This window comes from Micromonospora sp. NPDC047753 (assembly GCF_040642735.1).
Classification (GTDB): domain Bacteria; phylum Actinomycetota; class Actinomycetes; order Mycobacteriales; family Micromonosporaceae; genus Micromonospora.
The window spans coordinates 1-16,329 of the sequence record NZ_JBEYSL010000011.1; the positions used below are offsets into that span (position 1 = coordinate 1).

Below are 16,329 nucleotides of genomic sequence, written 5' to 3' on the forward strand. Positions count from 1 at the left end.
GAGCGGCCCGATCGGGACCAGCTCCCGGTAGTCCCGGTTGCCGACGCCCGACTGTTCAGCGGGCGAACACCGCCCGGCGGCCGGCGGTCTCGCCGTCCGGCGACGGCGCCCCGTAGGTGACGGAGACCCCCCGCTCCTGCGCGGCCCGAATGATGCCCGGCATGGCGCGTTCGGCAAGGGCGGCGATCGTGAACGCCGGGTTCACCGTGAGCGCACCGGGGACCGCCGATCCGTCGGTGACGAAGATTCCGGGGTGTCCGCGCAGCTCGTGCCGGTCGTCCAGCGCCGAGGTGGCCGGGTCGTCGCCGATCCGGCAGGACGCCAACGGGTGCACCGTGTACGCGCCGACCAGGTCGTTCGTCCACGGCTCAACCCGGGCCAGCCCGTCGCGTTCCAGGATGTCCTTGATGTCGGCGTCGGCAAGCGACCAGCCCCGCCGGGTGTTCGCGGTGGGCCGGTAGCTCAGCGGACCGTGCCCCAGCATCTGCTGCGAGAAGCGGTGCGCGTTGCCGGTCTCCGGCGGTGGTCCGAAGACGCCCTCGTTGTCGTCCTCGGACATGATGAAGATCGTCAGCCAGGACCGCCAGCGGCGCAGCATCTCCTTCTTGTCCACCCCGAACCAGGTCGGGCCGCTGGCGTCGGGTGCCTGCGCCAGGATGGTGCCCAGCCCCGGCGGGAAGTAGAGCTGCTCCAGTGAGTAGCGCTCGAACTCGGGCAGGTTGCCGTCGAGCCGGTCCCAACTGGCCACCGTCGGGCCGCGCCCGATCTGGTACGCCTCATAGGCTCGCCCGTCCGGTCGGGACAGCCCGAGCACGTCTCGGATCCGGTCCTCGTCGAAGACGGCGGTGTTCAGTCGCTCCCCGTTGCCGGAGAAGTAGCGCCCCACCGCGTGCGGCATGGTGCCCAGCCCGGGTTCCGACCGTTGCAGGATCACCGGTGTGGCACCGGCACCCGCCGCGACGATGACGAGCTTCGCGTCGATCGCACCTTCGTCGTGCAGGATCCGGTAGTCCTCGCCGTCCACGATCCGGTAGTGCACCCGGTAGCCGCCGTCGTCGTTACGGGAGATCTGCTGCACCTCGTGCAGCGGCCGGATCTCCGCGCCGTGGGCGAGCGCGGCCGGCAGGTAGTTCAGCAGCAGCGATCGCTTGGCGTCGAACCGGCAGCCGGACATCATCCAGTTGCAGTTGGTGCACATGTCCACGTCGACGGCGGACGGCGCCGGGTTGGCGGTGCGCCCGGCGTGCCGACAGGCCGCGCCGAACAGGCCACCGGCGTACGGGATCTTGTCCCAGGTCTGCCGGGTGATCGGCAGTGCCTCGGCGACCCGGTCGTACCAGGGTTCGAGGGCGTCCCGGCTGATCGAGCTGGGCCACATCCGGCGGCCGATGCTGCCGCGTCGCTCGAAGACGAAGCGCGGCGCGCGCGGCATGGTGGCGAAGTAGACAACGCTTCCGCCGCCGACACAGTTGCCGCCGAGCACACTCATGCCGTCGCCGACCACGAAGTCGAAGACCCGGGTGTACGACGAGCCGAGCAGGAAGTCGTGGTCGAACTCCTCGCCGCGCAGCCACGGACCGCGCTCCAGGACGGTCACGCGGGCACCGCCCGCGGCGAGGTGGTACGCGGGGATCGCCCCGCCGAAGCCGCTGCCGATGATGAGAACGTCGGTCGATTCGATGCTGGTCATGCGGGGCTGCCCGTCGCCGTCGTGTCGGGGTGGAGGTCGGCCAGTTGCCGGCCGTAGGAGAAGGACTCGAACCGCCAGATGCCGTCGGCCTGAGGCTGTTCGTAGCCGATGGTGAGCAGACCCGGGTGGCCGGCGGCCAGCGCGGCGGGCGTGCTGAGGTGGGCGGCGCTGTCGAAGGCCATGTTGCTGAACAGGGCCAGGCCCACCCACATCTGCTTTTCCGGGTGATCCGGTTGGGTGAGGTCGGCGACCAGGGCGGTGCGGTGGTCGAACGGCAGCGCCACGAACGGCGGCACCGTCGGGTCCAGCGTCAGGTCGCGGCCGGCGGCGTACTCCCGTGCGTGGTCGTTGAGGGAGAACACCAGGGAGTCCAGCCCTTCGGCCAGACCGCCGGCCGGGTTCTCGAGAAGCTCGACCGCACCGGCCGCCACCGCACCACCGCCGGCTGACACCCCGGCCACGCTGCGGTCCCCGGGAAACCGTTTCTCGCCGGGAATGATGGTGTCCGCGAACGCCTCTAGCACGAGCGTCCGATCCGGATTGCGCTCGGATTCGTCGGGCTGCACCGCATCGCCTCCTGTCCGTGGTCGGCGCGCCGGTACGGGTCGTCCGCCTGGCGGACGCGCGACCGGAGGAGGTGCCCGCCGGGCCGGTCAAAGCCGTGGCCGTCGTGCCGGACCCGCGGCGGTGACCCACCGGACACCGCTCACGGATCGCTTTCCCACATCGTGACGGCAGCACGACAGGGACCGCATCTTCGTCGTTGCGCTCGCACGGAACCCCCGAATCTGGAGAAAACCCCCAGGTTCTGTGGAGGGCTTCTCCGGTCGTGCGCTGGACCGGTCGGCCCCACTCCAGGCGACCGCCGCCCGCTGATACTGACCGGGAACACGACGACGGATGGAGGACGGAGATGGTCGCCGCGCGGGTAGCGTCCTCAATGGTGCGTCGGCAGGTCAGGTACGTGTCCCCGGTTTCGCCCGGGTCGGCCAACGGGCTGGTCGCCGAGGTGTACGCGCAGGTGGCCGACGAGATGCGACTCGTGGTGCCGCCCGCGTTGATGCACTCTCCGGCACCGGACGTGCTGGCCGCGTACTGGGCGCTGACACGGGAACCCCTGGTCACGGTGGGGCCGGTGGACCGGGCCACCAAGGAGGCGGTCGCCGCGGCGGTGTCGGTGGCCAACACCTGCCCGTACTGCGCGGACATGCACACCGTCGGCATGTACGACCTGTCCGGCGAGCACGCCGCCGAGGCGGTCGCCGGCGACCGGATGCAGGACATCACCGAGCCGGAGCTGCGCGTCGCGGCGGCGTGGGCGCGTACCGCACACCAGTCCGACGACGCCGCGCCGCCGCCTGCCGGGCTGTCCCCGGCAGACCGCGCGGAACTGATCGGGGTGGTCGTCGCCTTTCATTACCTGACCCGCATGGTGAACGTGTTCCTGGCGAACTTCCTGCTGCCGCCGGGCCTTGCTCCGTGGTCCCGTCGCCGACTCAAGCAGGGGATCAGCCGGGTCCTGCGTCCCACCCTGCGGGAGCCGCGCGAGCCGGGCCGGGCCTCGGCGTCGAAGATCCCGTCGGCGCCGGGGTTGACGTCGGGCGGCGACAGGTAGCTCCAGGTCACCTTCCCCGCCGGGTCCAGCACCACGAGCGCGCGTGCCGCCTCACCGTTGCGCATGTACGCGCCGTAGCTGCGGGCCACCTCGCCCTTGGGCTCGAAGTCGGACAGCAGGGGGAACTCGATGCCCCGGCTCTCCGCGAACGCCCGGTGTGACCAGATGCTGTCCACCGACAGGCCGAGCACCACCGCCTGGTACTGGGCGAAGACGGGTGCCGCCGACTGGTAGAGCGACATCTGGTCACCGCAGACCGGGCTCCAGTCGGCGGGGTAGAAGGCGAGCACTACCGGCCGGCCACGGAACTGCTCGGGCCCCAGCAGGGCCCCGTCCGGGGTGGCCGGCAGGGTGAAGCCGGGTGCGGTGCGCCCCGGTTGGATCAGCCCGTTCGGATCACTCATGCCACCAGCCTGCTCCCGGGGTGGGTGAGACGGGCTCACCCACCCCGGGTGGTTCCCCGCCCGTTCAGCGTCCGCTGAGCGGGCGCCCGCGCCCGCTCAGCGCAGCACCGGGGCGACCGCGATGTGGTTCTGCACCTCCCGGATGCCCGGTGCGGACCAGGCCACCTGCTCGACCTCGGCCCGTTCGGGCATCGAGTGCACCAACCCGGCGAGGATCGCGGTGTCGCCGTGCACCCGGACGCTGATCCGTTCGGCCTCGGTCGCTCCGGCCCGGGCGAGGGCGTCGACGATCCGGTCGGCCAGGTTGCGGGCGTCCGGCGCGCTGGCCGGTCGGACGGTGATGCCGTTGCTCACCCCGCGTACGCCGGTCAGCCGGGCGACCGCGCGTTCGGCCGCCCGGCGTTGGTACTCCCACTCGACGTCGCCGTGCAGCGTCACCCAGCCGGCGGAGACGGTGACCTGGAGCTTCTCGATGGGTACGAACGCGTCCCACTCCAGCCCGTGGCTGGCCGCGGCGGCCAGGTCGCTGTCGTCGCGCTCGGTGCCGTTGGTGAGCTGCACGGCCAGGTCGTTCGCGACGGCCCGGACCGAGGCGACCCGGTGGGTGGCTCGTTCGGCGGCCCACTTCTTGGCGTAGCTGTCCACGCGGCCGGTCAGGGTGACGACGCCCTCGGCGACGGTGACGCCGATCTCGTGCGGCTGCACCCGTGGTTCCCAGGTCAGCTCGTCGAGCACGGCGGACTGGATGTCCTGGTCGGTGCGACTGATCTCCGCGATGGCCATCTGTCCCTCCTCCGCTGTTCCGATGGCGGACCGGGTGCTGGCCGCGGCCGGAGGTCCGCCGTGCTGCGATCCTGCCGCCGCCCCGGGTGAGCCGCCCTCGCCCGGACCGGGTGACGGAGGGGTCCGACCTGGGCGGGGCGAGTGGGGGAGCGCGTCGAACATCGATGATGGGAGCGCTTCCAAAGCGAGCTGCTTTCGGTTACGGTAATCGCATTCCTCGATTGCGGGAGCCGTCGCGTCGGGTGGTGGAGTCAGGGCAGCTCTACCCGTCTCGTCGTCGTGCTCGTCCCCCGGGCCACGGCGGCAGTCAGGTGATCAACCCCGTCCCCCGGGGCCCGATCCCGAGAGGAACCGCCCTTGCGCAGATCAGTCCGGCGACCTCCACCGGCGCCGACGTCCACTTCGGCCTGCCACCGACCGGCAGCCTCGGAGTACCGCGCCGACAACCACCCAGACCTGCCGTCGTGACGGGCGCGAGCCACTGAGCGGGTGATCCGGACGGGACCCCGGATCACCACCGATGCACCGGTCCGCCGGGCCGCCTGAGGGGTCCGGCACCCGGCGGACCGGGTTCCACCCGAGCGGGCGGATGACAGCGGGCCCCGCCCGACCGGGGTCGAGCGGGGCCGATGGTGGTGCTGTCGGTCAGACGGCGGGGGAGTTGGGGCGGTCGACGTCGACGAACTCCACGTCGTCGACCGTGTCGTCCCGGCTGCCGGCGGCCCGCGCGGCGGAGCCGACGGCCCACCCGACCGCCGCGCCGACGAGCGCGGCGCCGATCAGGAGCGTCCAGGGCAGTGCCGGCTGGCGGCCGGCGAGCGCGTCGAAGGCCAGCGAGGCGCGGCGTCGCGCCTCCTCGGCGGCGGAGCCCACCAGGTCACCCGCCCCGTCGGCGAGGTCGCTGCTGTTCTGGCGGGCCGATCGGGCGGTGTCCCGCACACTGTCACCGGCGTAGCTGACCGCTGAGAGCAGGTGCTCCCATGCCTGGTCCGCGATCCGCTCCGGCTTGCTGCGGCGGTCCAGCAGGTTGGTTCCGAACATCGTGGTTACCTCCTCAGGTGCCGAAGCCGCCGGCCACTTCGGACTTCGGCGTCTTTCCAGCGCGTCACGGTGTCGCCTACCCCGCAGTGCCCCGGGTCAGCCGGACGCAAACCCCGAGCTGCACGCAGCACCGGTAGCCCGGCGCGCCGGGAACCTGCGCGCCACCGAATCAGCGCACCACTGACACGGCGACACCTCGGGCGAAGTCGTCGTCATCGTCGTCATCGTCGCCTCCCCCGCCGAAACCGCAGGCCAGGACGAGGGCGAGCAGAACACCGACGCCGGCCAGCCCGGCAAGTCGCTTGATCATCGAAGATCCTCTCCGTAGCGGTGGTGTCCAGGCCGATGCTAGGGCGCGTCGGCAACCGGGGGGCGCGGGCCGCGCCGGCCGACGGTGGGCGACACGCCGACGGCACACGGGGCGGGCGTACGTCATGGGCCGCATGTCGGGCGCGCCGGTTCCGGACCGCTACCCTGGTTCGGCGGCGGGCCGGTCCCGACTGATCGCCGATGGTCAGATAACGAAAAGTCTTGAGTAATCAGATACTGAAAAGTACGGATATGGGTGGCTTTGTGGGCCCGGATCCGTGAATTGCTCATCCCGAGGGGTGGCGACCGAGGCCGTCAGAGGAATACTCTCGGTCGCGGCCCGCGTACTGATGAGGCGCCCGGGGGACGGGCGGGTGGAGGTGCTCGCGTGAGCCTGTCGATCGTGAAGTCGGTTCTGTCCGGTGGTGTCGTGGAGATCGCCCCGCGGGGTGAGATCGACGTCGACACAGCGTACGAGGTGCGCGAAGCGATCGCAGAGGTGCTGGCCAAGGGCCGCCCGCTGCGCATCGAACTCAACATGAGGTTGGTCACCTTCATCGACTCGGTCGGCATCAGCGCCATGGTCGCCGGCTTCCAGACGGCCGAGGTCAGCGACGTCAAGCTGGTGGTGACCCAGCCGAGCCGGTTCGTGCACCGGCAGCTCTGGGTGACCGGCCTGCTCGGCCTCTTCGGTGCCCCGGAGCCCTACTTCGCTGGCGCTGCCACCCCCGAGGTGCTGCCCGGCGCCTGAGCGCGCCGGGTCTCCCCGTCAGGGTTGCTCGTCCAGACCGGTCAGGTCGATGTCGGTCGCCTCGGTGACCGCTCGGATGGCCGTCACCGACGCGTACCCGGCGGCCAGCAACGCCACGTCCGTGCCCGGCTGTGCGGCCTGCCCCGGCTCCTCCAGCGAGGTACGGACGAACCCGTGGCCGGATTCGGCCACCGTCATCTGCACCTGGCCGAAGCTGGCCAGGGTGCCGCGCCGCACCCCACGCAACTGCCCGTGCGGCAGGTCCGGGGTGTTCACGTTGAGCACGCTCTCCATGGGCGCGGAGGTCAGACGGGGGAGCAGGTCCAGGGCGACCCGCGCGGCGGTGCCCCAGTGCCGCTCGGCGTCGCGTATCCGGGCTGCGGCATCCACTGCGGCGCCACCGCTCGCGGCCGTCGCCTCGCCGACGGAGAGCACGTCCAGGGAGACCGCCATCGCCCGGCAGCCGTTGCTGGCGGCAGTGAACGCGGCGCCCACGGTCCCGGAGTGCAGCACCGCCCGGCCGGCGTTGGCGCCCCGGTTGACGCCGGAGAGCACCACCGACGGCGGTGGTCCGAACGCCCCGTGCAGGGCGATCAGCGTGATGAAGCCCGGCGACCCGGCGACCCCGTACGTCGGCACCCCCGGCAGGTCCGGCAGCGGATGGTCGTTCACGACGACCCGTCCGTCGCGCTCCACGGCGCTCATCGCGGCACTGGTGCCGCTCGCCTCCTCCATCGGTGCGGCCACGACGACGTCCAGGCCCCGCTGCCTGGCTGCCCAGGCCAGCGCCTGGATGCCCGGCGCGGCGACCCCGTCGTCGTTGGTGATCAACACCCGCAGGGTCATCGCTCGACCACCCGGCCGGCCAACTCGTCCGGGGTGGTCCGCTCCTGTTGACGGCTGTCCGCCGGCACCAGCCGGACCCGGTCCACCAGGCCGGTGATCGAGTCCAGCCGCCCGGTGCCCAGGCCGTGCCGGGTCACGTTCAGGGCGCCAGCGGCGGCGCCGGTGCGAATGGCGGTCCGAATGTCGCCGCCCCTGGCCACGACGGCGGCCACTCCGGCCGTCATCGAGTCGCCCGCGCCGCGTGGGTCGGCGGCCTCCAGCCGGGGCATCTCGACCTGGAACAGCTCCCCGTCGATGAGCGCCAACGCCGGCTGGTCGGCGCGGCTCACCACCACGGTCTCGGCGCCGCCCGCGTGCAACTCGTACATGGCCCGGGTCAGCTCCTCGGTGTCGTCGCTGCGGGCGCGGCCGTCGCGGATCAACTCCTCGTGACTGACCTTGAGGAAGAACACCCCGCTCTCCAGCACCGAAGCGAGGTGATCGCCGGAGAGGTCGACCACCACCCGAGCACCGTTCGCGCCGAGGTCGGCGGCGAAGCGTCGGTACAGGTCGGCCGGTACGAGCCACGGTTCGTTCGGCCCACTGAGGATGCTCACCGAGGCCCGCAGGCCCTCGCCGAGGGCGAGGTTGTACAGCTCGTCGATCTCGTGCCGGCTCAGCGGCTGTCCGGGCACGTCGGCGATCTCCTGCCGGGAGCCGTCGCGGCGATCGTGCACGTACCCGCCGCTGCCGGAGTCACGGACCACCACCTTGAGGTCCACACCCTCGCTGACCAGCAGTGGCTCCAGCACCTGGCCGATCTCACCGCCGAGGGCGGCGCAGAGCACCACGTGGACTCCGAGGGAGAGCACCATCCGGGCCTGCCAGACGCCCTGCCCGCCGGGGTGCAGGTGCAGCTCGGGGTGGTCGTTGGGCTGGTCCACCATCACCGTCAGCTGTGGGGTGGGCGCGAAGACCATCACGTGCCCACTCATCGGTCGTCGCCGTTCATGCTGGCCGCCCTCCGGCACCTTCGGGATATTTCGTACTAACCGACCTTAATGGCGCAGGTGGTGGCAGGTCGTCGCATCAGCCCGGTCCGGCGCGGCGCTGAGGGTCAGTGGGGCGTTGCCAGCCAGACATAGGTACGGGACGATCGGGCGACCAGACGACGGCGGGAGACGGTGTGCTCAGCAGCGATACCTTCAGCTACACCGTCCAGGCCCGGTGCTCACCCGCCGAGGCGGCAGCGTTGCTCAGCGACCTGACCCGGCAGGGCGAGCTGCATCCGCTGATCGTGCGGGTTCGCCGGGTACCGCCCCGGCCCGGCGCCCATGCGAGCTACACGATCAACGACCGGTTGGCGGCCGGTCCGCTGCGCTTCCGGACCACCTACCACGCGGACGTGCTGATCAGCGAGGCCGACGAGATCGTCATGGTGGCCCGCCAGTGGCCGGCCACCACGGTGCGAAACCACACTCGACTACGCGCCGAGCCGGACGGCCTGACCCGCGTCGACGTCGAGATCACCCTGACCGCGCCGAGGCCCCTGTTCCGCTACGCGTTCCGCCAGGCCCAGGCCGCTCACCTCGCCCTGGCCACCCGGCTGGGCGCCGCCCTGGACCGCACCACCAACACCCCGCCCCCCAACCCCTGACCCACCCCGCCCCGTGGCCGACCCCGTGCGGCGCCCCTCGGCGCGCCGATCTTGCACTTTCGGCTGTCGATATCAGTGGGATGAAGCCATATGTCGGCGCAGCAAGTGCAAGATCGCGGGCGCGTAGGGCGGGCGCGTAGGGCGGGCGCGTCGGGCGGGCTGGGCGGGGTGTGGGGGCGTTAGATCGGGGTTGGCGTGCTGTTGCGGGTCGGGCGGGTGGTGGGACGTCGGCCCCACGGCTTGTAGGTGGAGAGCACTGTCGCGATGACCATCAGGCTGGTCGACACCGCCGGCGCGATGACCAGGTCAGCGCGATCGCGGGCGGGCAGGGCGGCGCCGACCGCTCCGGCGTGACGCAGATTCGGGGTGAGCAGGAACAGCACCAGCCCGACCATCACCGTGGTGAGCACGAGCTTGACCAGCACCCAGCGGTGGCGCAGCAGGCCCCATGGGGTGAGCAGCGAGCTGGCGACTCCGATCAGCCAGACCAGGACGCTCAGCGGCGCGAACAGCACCGTGCCGACCAGGGCCGTGACCGGATAGACCACCGCCGGGTCGGCGCCCCGCTGCACGGCGACGCCGAGGGTGAGCAGCACCAGGTCGGCACCGAGCCAGCCGAGCGAGGTGACGAGGTGCAGGGTGAGCAGCGCCTTGCGGGTGGTGGGTCGGATCCGAGGCATACCGCGATGCTGCCCGCCGGCCACGGCCGGGTCGTCCGACGAGCGACGACATCAGGGGTACGCCCGGTGACGTAGCCCGGCCCCGGACGCACGTGATGCCTGTGAGCCATCAGCGGCTCACAGGCATCACGACGCGTGGGTCAGTAGACCGACAGGTGTACGTGGTTGGTGTGGTCGCTGGACGGGTCGCCGCCCGCCCCGCTGTACGACTTCCACCCGCTGCTGGGCAGCCAGATCTGCCTGTACCAGATCACGTAGAGCACGGCGAGCCGGTCCGCGTTGCGGATGAAGTACGCGGCCAGGTTGTTGCCGTACGTCTTGTCGCCGCCGGTGGCGTCGCCGCCGAAGCCGTTCTTCTGCGCCGCGAAGTCGCAGGCCCGGCCCTTCGGGTGTTCACCCGAGCCGCTGGGGCGGTGGCACGAGACGTACCGGGTGAATCCCGCGGCCTTGGCCTGGTTGAGCGCGTGCAGGGTGCGCGGGGTGATGCAGCCGTTGGCCGGCGTGGGGTCGTTGACGCTGCACGACTCGGAGGGCCAGGAGCCGTCGGAGTTGCGTGGTGCGGCCTTCGCGTTGGCGCTGGAGGTGCCGCGGTTGGAGCCGGCGTCGGCGGTGGTCTGCGGCTTGGGCGTGGTGGCCACGGTCAGGGCCCGTTCGGCCTGCTCCTTGCGCTTGGCCATCACCGCGACCTGCTTGCGCTGTTCGTTGATCTCGCCGTCCAGGGCGACCCGGGTGCGGTTGGCCTTGTCCTTGGTGTCCAGCAGGTCGCGCAGCACCCGGTCCTCGTTGGCCGCCACCGCGTCCAGCGCGGCCGCCCGGTCCATGAAGCCTTCCGGGGTGTTGCTGTTGAGCAGCGCCGACACCGCACCGAGCCGGCCGGTGCGGTAGGCGACCTCGGCGATCTCGCCGACCTTGCCGTTGCGCTGGTCGATCTCGACCTCGATGGTCTTCAACTGGGTGCCGAGCTGCTTCTGTCGTTGCACTGAGGTGTCCAGGGCGCGCTTCGCGTCCAGGTAGCCCTTGCTGGCCGCATCGAGCTGGGCCCGCAACGCCGGGGTGCCGCCCTCCTCGTCGGAGTCGGGTGCGGCGGCCCGCAGGCCGGTCGGGGGTGCGGCCGAGGCGGTGCCGGCCGGAAGCGCGACGCCGAGGGCGAACATCGCGACGATCAGGGCCGCCAGTCGGGCGGCGGGTGGTCGTGCTGGTGCCACTGCGCATGTCCTTCCGTCAGCCGCCGACCGGGTTAGCTGACGGGTTCGGGACGGAAGATCCCTACCGCTGACGCGGATACACCCCAGGAACATGGTTCCCCGGTTCGCCCAGTTGGGCGATTAGGCGGCGACCGCCACCGGCGCCGGGAGGGCGCCGCCTGGTGACGGCCGGGACCGAGCCTACCGGTGCGGGTGGGGCCGCTGCAGCCGATGTGACGGACGGTGCGTGCGTCACCACGGAAGTCTACGAATCGGTCACCATTCGATGGAGCCGCAGGCTCCAGAAGCGGCGCCGGGCTCGATCTGCAAGGTCGCGTGTTCGATGCGGAAGTCGTCGTGCAGGGCCGCACGTGCCGCGGTGAGGACCGCGCCGACCTCCGCGCCCGGTGCCATGGTCAGGTGGGCGGAGGCCACCTCCATGCCCGAGGTGAGCGTCCAGACGTGCAGGTCGTGCACCTCGACGACACCGGGGACGGCGGCGAGCCGGTCGTGCACGGCGGTCACCTGGAGGTGCTCCGGGGCGGCCTGCACCAGGATGCGGATGGCGGCGCGGGCCAGCCGCCAGGTGCGCGGCAGGATGAACACGCCGATGGCGACCGCGACCAGAGGGTCGGCCCACCACCAGTCCGTGACGGTGATGAGCAGCGCCGCGCCGATGACGCCGACCGAGCCGAGCAGGTCACCGAGCACCTCGAGGTAGGCGCCCTGGAGGTTGATGCTCTCCTTGGCTCCGGCGCGCAGCAGCGCGAACGCGGCGATGTTCGCGAGCAGGCCGAGCACGGCCACCACGAGCATCGGGCCGGCGATGACCTCATGCGGGTCACCGAAGCGGCGGATCGCCTCGACCACCACGTAGATCGCGACGCCGGAGAGCAGGACGGCGTTGGCCAGCGCGGCGAGCACCTCGAGCCGGTAGAGCCCGAAGGTGCGCTGCGGGTCGACGGTGGCCCGCCGGGTCGCCGTGATGGCGGCGAGCGCCATCCCGATGCCGAGCACGTCGGTGAACATGTGCCCGGCGTCGGAGAGCAGGGCGAGCGAGCCGGTGTGCAGTGCGACCACCGCTTCGACCAGCATCAGGGTGGCGAGCAACCCGAAGGCCGCCCAGAGCCGACCTCGGTGCTGGTGTGCGGCATTGGCGACGGACCCATGGTGGTGGTCATGACCTGCGCCCACGAGAACCACCTTCCGCCGCTGGTCGGGACCCGGTCAAATGTATGTTCACATCGCTATGTATGCAAGTGTACGGGCAGGGCGTTCCGCCGGCGGCAGTCCGCACACGTCAGCCGGTCGGGTCGATGGTGGTGAGACGCTGGGTGGCCCGGGAGAGCGCCACATACAGGGTGCGCACCCCGGCGCCCGGATCCGCCCGGATCTCGCTCGGGGCGACCAGCACCACCCCGTCGTACTCCATGCCCTTGGCCTCCAGGCTGGTCACCACCTGCAACCTGGGCGCGCCGAGCGCGCCCAGCCAACCGGCGACCTCGTCCCGGCGGGGGACCGGCGTGATCACCCCGACCGTGCCCTCCACCTCGGCCAGCAGGCCGGCGGCGGCCTCCACGGTCGCGGTCTCCAAGCCCGTCGCGGGCACCACCAGCTCCACCGGCTCGACCCCGGTGGAGCGGACGGCGGTCGGCAGCGGCAGGTCCGGGTAGAGCCGCCGGATCTCCGCCGCCGCCACCGCGAAGATCTCCGCCGAGTTGCGGTAGTTGGTGGTGAGCGTGAAGTCGTGTCGCTTACGCCGGCCCAGCGCCTGGTCGCGGGCCCGGGTCAGCTCCTCCGGGTCGCCGGTCCACGCGGTCTGCGCGGGGTCGCCCACCACGGTCCAGGAGGCCAGTCGGCCGCGTCGACCGATCATCCGCCACTGCATCGGTGAGACGTCCTGTGCCTCGTCCACCACCACGTGCGCGTAGTCCCGGTAGTCCTCCGGGCGCTCCCGGGCCGCCGCGCGGGCGGCCCGTTGCCGTTCACCGAGGGTGCTCAGCTCACGGACGCCGCCGGCGAGCTGGAACGGGTCGCGTCGCGCGCGGGCCGGCTGCGCGGGCTTGCCGAGCAGCGCGTCCAACTCGTCCAGCAGTGCCACGTCGGCGATGGTCAGCCCGGCCGAGTCCAGGTTCCGGTACGCGGCGTTGAGCAGCCGGATCTCCGCCGAGGAGAGGATCCCCCCGGCGTACCGGCGCAGCCGGTCCGGCTGCGCCAGCCAGCCGAGCACGTGCCGGGGGTGCAGCCGAGGCCACCACGCCTTGAGGAACTCCCGGAACTCCGACCGCTCGGCGATCTCCGCCTCGAAGGCCGGTTGCTCCGGCAGCCGACCGCTGCTCAGCTCACGGGCCTGCGCCCAGAGCGCGGCGAACACCCCGTCGAAACCGGCCCGGCGCACCTCGTTGCGCCGTGCCCCGCGTTGCAGCGCACGGTCCCGGACCCGGTCCAGCGCGACCCGGTCCAACCGCAGCAGCGTGCCCCGGTAGAGCAGCCGCAGCTCACCCGGGCCGCCCGGCACCGCGTCGCGGGCCGCCCGCTCCAGCACCCGACGCATCCGCAGCGAGCCCTTCACCGCCGCCACCTCGGGCGGGTCGGGGCGGGTGGCCGTCATCCCCGGGAAGAGGGTGCCCAGCGAGTGCAGGGTCGCGGTGTCCTCACCGAGCGACGGCAGTACGGAGCCGATGTACTCGACGAACACCGACGACGGGCCGACCACCAGGATGCCGCCGCCGGCGTAGCGGCTGCGGTCGGAGTAGAGCAGGAACGCGGCCCGGTGCAGGGCGACAGCGGTCTTGCCGGTGCCGGGGCCGCCCGCGACGATCGTCACCCCGGAGCCGGGCGAGCGGATCGCCTCGTCCTGCTCCCGCTGGATGGTCGCCACGATGTCCCGCATGCCCCGGCCGGTGGCCTTGGACAGGGTGGCCAGCAACGCGCCGTCACCGACGACCGTCATCCCCTCGGGGGCGGCGGTCGGGTCCAGCAACTCGTCCTCGATCCGGGTCACCCGCTCGGCGCGGGACTGGATCGTGCGCCGCCGCACCACGTCCAGCGCTTGCGCCGGGGTGGCCTGGTAGAAGGCGGCGGCGGCCGGCGCGCGCCAGTCGACGACAAGCGTGACGGCGTTCTCGTCGCGGATCCCCAGTCGCCCGACGTGCAGCACCTGACGGTCGCGCAGGTCCAGTCGGCCGAAGACCAGCCCCTCGTGCTCGGCGTCCAGGGTGTGCCGCCGCTGCGCGGCGTGGAAGACCATCGCGTCGCGCTCGACCAGTGCGCCGTGCGTGCCCACCCGGGCCATCCGGTAGCCGTCACGCTCGGCGCGTACGGCCGACTGCCGCAGCTCGGCCAGTCGGGCGTACACCCGGTCGAGGTGTCGTTGCTCGACGGCGATCTCCTGCTCCAGGCCGGTCTGGTCGGTCAACGCACGCTCCTTCAGAGGTCGCCGGCAGGCGGCGGAAACCGCGCGGGCCAACGGAGAAGAGTACGGCCCCGGAGCGGACCCGCCGCGCCCGAGGTGCGCGAACGTGCTCAGGCACCCGTCTCGGCGGGGGCCGCGCCACGGTGGGCCGGCGGTGACGCGCCGAGGTGGGCCGGCGACGATTCGGCGATCGCCCGTCGTACGACGCCGGTGAGCGCGGCGTTCACCTCGTCCGGGCGTTCCATCATCAGCATGTGCCCGGCACCTGGGCAGACGGTCAGCTCGGTGGCCGGCAGAGCCGCCGCGATCGACTCGGCGCACGGCGGTGGGGTCAGCCGGTCCCGGTCGCCGACCAGGGCGGCGGCCGGCAGGTGGGCCAACGCGGCGAGGGTGTCCAGGCGGTGCTGGGTGCCGATGGAGGCGCGGAACCCGCCGATCGAACGCAGCGAGGCCCGGGCCACCGCCGACGTCACCAGGCGGATGTCGGCCGGCTCGCAGCGGTCACCGAAGAGCATCCACCGGATGCTCGGTCGCAGCGCGTTCAGCAGTGCCCGGGGAGCACGCCACGAGCCACACCGGGCCAGCACACCGGCGCCGGTCGTCTCGGCCAGCCGGATCAACCGGGCGATCCGCGGCGAGAGCCCGTAGACGGTGTGCGTGTGCCCCTCGGCGGTGGTCGAGACGAAGACCAGGCCGGCGGTACGGGCGGCGAAGTGCGCGGGGTGGCGGTGGGCGTACTCCATGATCGTCATGCCGCCCATCGAGTGCCCGACCAGCACCACCGGGCCGCTCGGGGCGACCGCGTCGATGACCGCGGCCAGGTCGTCACCCAACTGGGCCAGGGTGGCCGTGGGCAGCGCCATGCAGCTGGACCGGCCGTGCCCCCGCGCGTCGTAGGCGACCACCCGCACCGCATCGCCGAACTGCGGCGCGGTGAGCGCCTCGACCTGCCGGTGCCAGGCGCGCCGGTCCAGCGTCCAGCCGTGCAGCAGGATGGCGGTGACCTGGGCGTCCGTCGGACCCGTCGCCTCGACGTTGAGCCGTACACCGTCCGGCAGGCCGACCTCGAACCGCTCCGGCATCGCCACCTCCCCAGGGCCGCCAGTATCACCAGCACCGGGATACCCGGCGGTAACACCGGCTACCCGCCATGACACCACGCCAATCGCGCCGTGGCGAACATTCCCGACCTCGCCCGTGCCGGACGGCGGCGGGCCAAGCTGGACGGCATGGGGTCGTCGGGAGCGCCCATGGGTGCGACGTCGGGGCAGGGGCGGCAGGCCGGCGGTACGCCCCGCGCCGCCCTGGCCGACCTGCTCGCCGGCAATCGGCGGTTCGTCAGCGGCCAGCCGGTGCACGGACACGACGTCACGGCAGCCGCCGCGGCCTCCGGCGACCAGCAGCCGTACGCGGTGGTGCTGGGCTGCATCGACTCCCGGGTGCCGTTGGAGGCGATCTTCGACCAGACCTTCGGCGCGATCTGCGTGATCCGAACCGGTGGGCACGTGCTCGATCGCGCGGTCTGCGGCTCGATCGAGTACGTGGTCGGCCAGCTCGGCGTACCGCTGGTGATGGTCCTCGGCCACGAGCGGTGTGGCGCGGTGCAGGCCACGGTGGAGGCGCTGCGCATCGGCCAGCGTCCCGGCGGGTCGCTGGCGCACCTGGTGGACGAGATCGCGCCGGCGGTCACCGAGGCGGGGATCGATGATCCGGCGGTCCTGCCGCTGGCGATCCGCCGGCACGTCCGGCGTACGGTGCGCACCCTGCGCCAGGACGATCTGCTGGCCGGGCCGGTGGCCGCCGGCCGGGTGGCCGTGGTCGGCGGCCTCTACGACCTGGCCACCGGCGAGGTCGCCCTGCTCGATCCAGGCTGACCCGCCCTGGCCCGAGTGACCGTCCCCGCCGCCGCCCGAAGCCGATCCACGCACGCGAAACCGCCCGCCGGGAACTCCCGGCGGGCGGTTTCGTTGGAGCG

The 16,329-nt window shown here is 72.3% G+C and carries 16 protein-coding genes, 1 pseudogene and 1 riboswitch; of the genes and pseudogenes, 4 read left to right on the forward strand and 13 right to left on the reverse strand.

Annotated features, from left to right (window positions below; translation table 11 throughout):
* Nucleotides 1-55: 55 nt before the first annotated feature.
* Together ABZ749_RS02040 and ABZ749_RS02045 are read right to left on the reverse strand one after the other, a co-directional pair.
* A complete protein-coding gene (locus ABZ749_RS02040) occupies nucleotides 56-1,690 on the reverse strand; it encodes a GMC family oxidoreductase (protein WP_357221877.1) in 1,635 nt (544 codons plus the stop codon).
* Nucleotides 1,687-2,256 (reverse strand): DUF5987 family protein, encoded by a 570-nt coding sequence (locus tag ABZ749_RS02045; RefSeq protein WP_357196735.1) that lies wholly within the window; start codon nucleotides 2,254-2,256, stop codon nucleotides 1,687-1,689. Before ABZ749_RS02045 ends, ABZ749_RS02040 begins: the two co-directional genes overlap by 4 nt.
* A 398-nt stretch (nucleotides 2,257-2,654) precedes the next feature.
* On the opposite strand from ABZ749_RS02045, the gene ABZ749_RS02050 reads away from it, so the two are divergent.
* Nucleotides 2,655-3,305, forward strand: a complete 651-nt coding sequence (locus tag ABZ749_RS02050; RefSeq protein WP_357221879.1) for a carboxymuconolactone decarboxylase family protein — start codon at nucleotides 2,655-2,657, stop codon at nucleotides 3,303-3,305.
* A 41-nt stretch (nucleotides 3,306-3,346) separates the two neighbouring features.
* Here the strand turns inward: ABZ749_RS02050 and ABZ749_RS02055 are convergent.
* The 4 genes and pseudogenes from ABZ749_RS02055 to ABZ749_RS02070 form a co-directional block, all read right to left on the reverse strand.
* A pseudogene (locus ABZ749_RS02055) lies at nucleotides 3,347-3,709 on the reverse strand (redoxin domain-containing protein); the annotation flags it as partial.
* Nucleotides 3,710-3,805: 96 nt separating this feature from the next.
* Entirely contained in the window at nucleotides 3,806-4,492 is a 687-nt protein-coding gene (locus ABZ749_RS02060; protein WP_357221881.1) for a BON domain-containing protein, read from the reverse strand.
* Between the two features lie 645 nt (nucleotides 4,493-5,137).
* Nucleotides 5,138-5,533, reverse strand: a complete 396-nt coding sequence (locus tag ABZ749_RS02065; protein WP_355008803.1) for a hypothetical protein — start codon at nucleotides 5,531-5,533, stop codon at nucleotides 5,138-5,140.
* 169 nt (nucleotides 5,534-5,702) lie between these two features.
* On the reverse strand, nucleotides 5,703-5,843 hold the full coding sequence (locus ABZ749_RS02070) for a hypothetical protein (RefSeq protein ID WP_181541235.1): 141 nt from the start codon (nucleotides 5,841-5,843) through the stop codon (nucleotides 5,703-5,705).
* 387 nt (nucleotides 5,844-6,230) lie between these two features.
* On the opposite strand from ABZ749_RS02070, the gene ABZ749_RS02075 reads away from it, so the two are divergent.
* The gene (locus tag ABZ749_RS02075) at nucleotides 6,231-6,593 is read left to right on the forward strand and encodes an STAS domain-containing protein (protein WP_088949581.1); all 363 of its coding nucleotides are present in this window, start codon (nucleotides 6,231-6,233) and stop codon (nucleotides 6,591-6,593) included.
* 18 nt (nucleotides 6,594-6,611) lie between these two features.
* Here the strand turns inward: ABZ749_RS02075 and ABZ749_RS02080 are convergent, their stop codons facing one another.
* Entirely contained in the window at nucleotides 6,612-7,439 is an 828-nt protein-coding gene (locus ABZ749_RS02080; RefSeq protein WP_357221885.1) for a 5'/3'-nucleotidase SurE, read from the reverse strand.
* Nucleotides 7,436-8,413 (reverse strand): PfkB family carbohydrate kinase, encoded by a 978-nt coding sequence (locus tag ABZ749_RS02085; RefSeq protein WP_357221887.1) that lies wholly within the window; start codon nucleotides 8,411-8,413, stop codon nucleotides 7,436-7,438. Before ABZ749_RS02085 ends, ABZ749_RS02080 begins: the two co-directional genes overlap by 4 nt.
* A gap of 191 nt (nucleotides 8,414-8,604) precedes the next feature.
* Here ABZ749_RS02085 and ABZ749_RS02090 point away from each other — a divergent pair, with 191 nt between their 5' ends.
* Complete coding sequence (locus ABZ749_RS02090; protein WP_357221889.1) at nucleotides 8,605-9,075, forward strand: SRPBCC family protein; 471 nt, start codon at nucleotides 8,605-8,607, stop codon at nucleotides 9,073-9,075.
* A gap of 179 nt (nucleotides 9,076-9,254) precedes the next feature.
* Here the strand turns inward: ABZ749_RS02090 and ABZ749_RS02095 are convergent, their stop codons facing one another.
* The 5 genes from ABZ749_RS02095 to ABZ749_RS02115 form a co-directional block, all read right to left on the reverse strand.
* A complete protein-coding gene (locus ABZ749_RS02095) occupies nucleotides 9,255-9,755 on the reverse strand; it encodes a hypothetical protein (protein WP_357221891.1) in 501 nt (166 codons plus the stop codon).
* A gap of 140 nt (nucleotides 9,756-9,895) precedes the next feature.
* The gene (locus ABZ749_RS02100; RefSeq protein WP_357221923.1) at nucleotides 9,896-10,909 is read right to left on the reverse strand and encodes a hypothetical protein; all 1,014 of its coding nucleotides are present in this window, start codon (nucleotides 10,907-10,909) and stop codon (nucleotides 9,896-9,898) included.
* Between the two features lie 56 nt (nucleotides 10,910-10,965).
* Nucleotides 10,966-11,097, reverse strand: a riboswitch (cyclic di-AMP (ydaO/yuaA leader).
* Between the two features lie 118 nt (nucleotides 11,098-11,215).
* Complete coding sequence (locus ABZ749_RS02105) at nucleotides 11,216-12,133, reverse strand: cation diffusion facilitator family transporter (protein WP_357221893.1); 918 nt, start codon at nucleotides 12,131-12,133, stop codon at nucleotides 11,216-11,218.
* 106 nt (nucleotides 12,134-12,239) lie between these two features.
* Nucleotides 12,240-14,357, reverse strand: coding sequence for an AAA family ATPase (locus tag ABZ749_RS02110; protein WP_357221895.1), 2,118 nt, complete (start codon nucleotides 14,355-14,357; stop codon nucleotides 12,240-12,242).
* 107 nt (nucleotides 14,358-14,464) lie between these two features.
* Nucleotides 14,465-15,436, reverse strand: coding sequence for an alpha/beta hydrolase (locus ABZ749_RS02115; protein WP_357221897.1), 972 nt, complete (start codon nucleotides 15,434-15,436; stop codon nucleotides 14,465-14,467).
* 168 nt (nucleotides 15,437-15,604) lie between these two features.
* Between ABZ749_RS02115 and ABZ749_RS02120 the strand changes: the two genes are divergently transcribed.
* Nucleotides 15,605-16,228, forward strand: coding sequence for a carbonic anhydrase (locus tag ABZ749_RS02120; RefSeq protein ID WP_355008891.1), 624 nt, complete (start codon nucleotides 15,605-15,607; stop codon nucleotides 16,226-16,228).
* The last annotated feature ends 101 nt before the right edge of the window (nucleotides 16,229-16,329 follow it).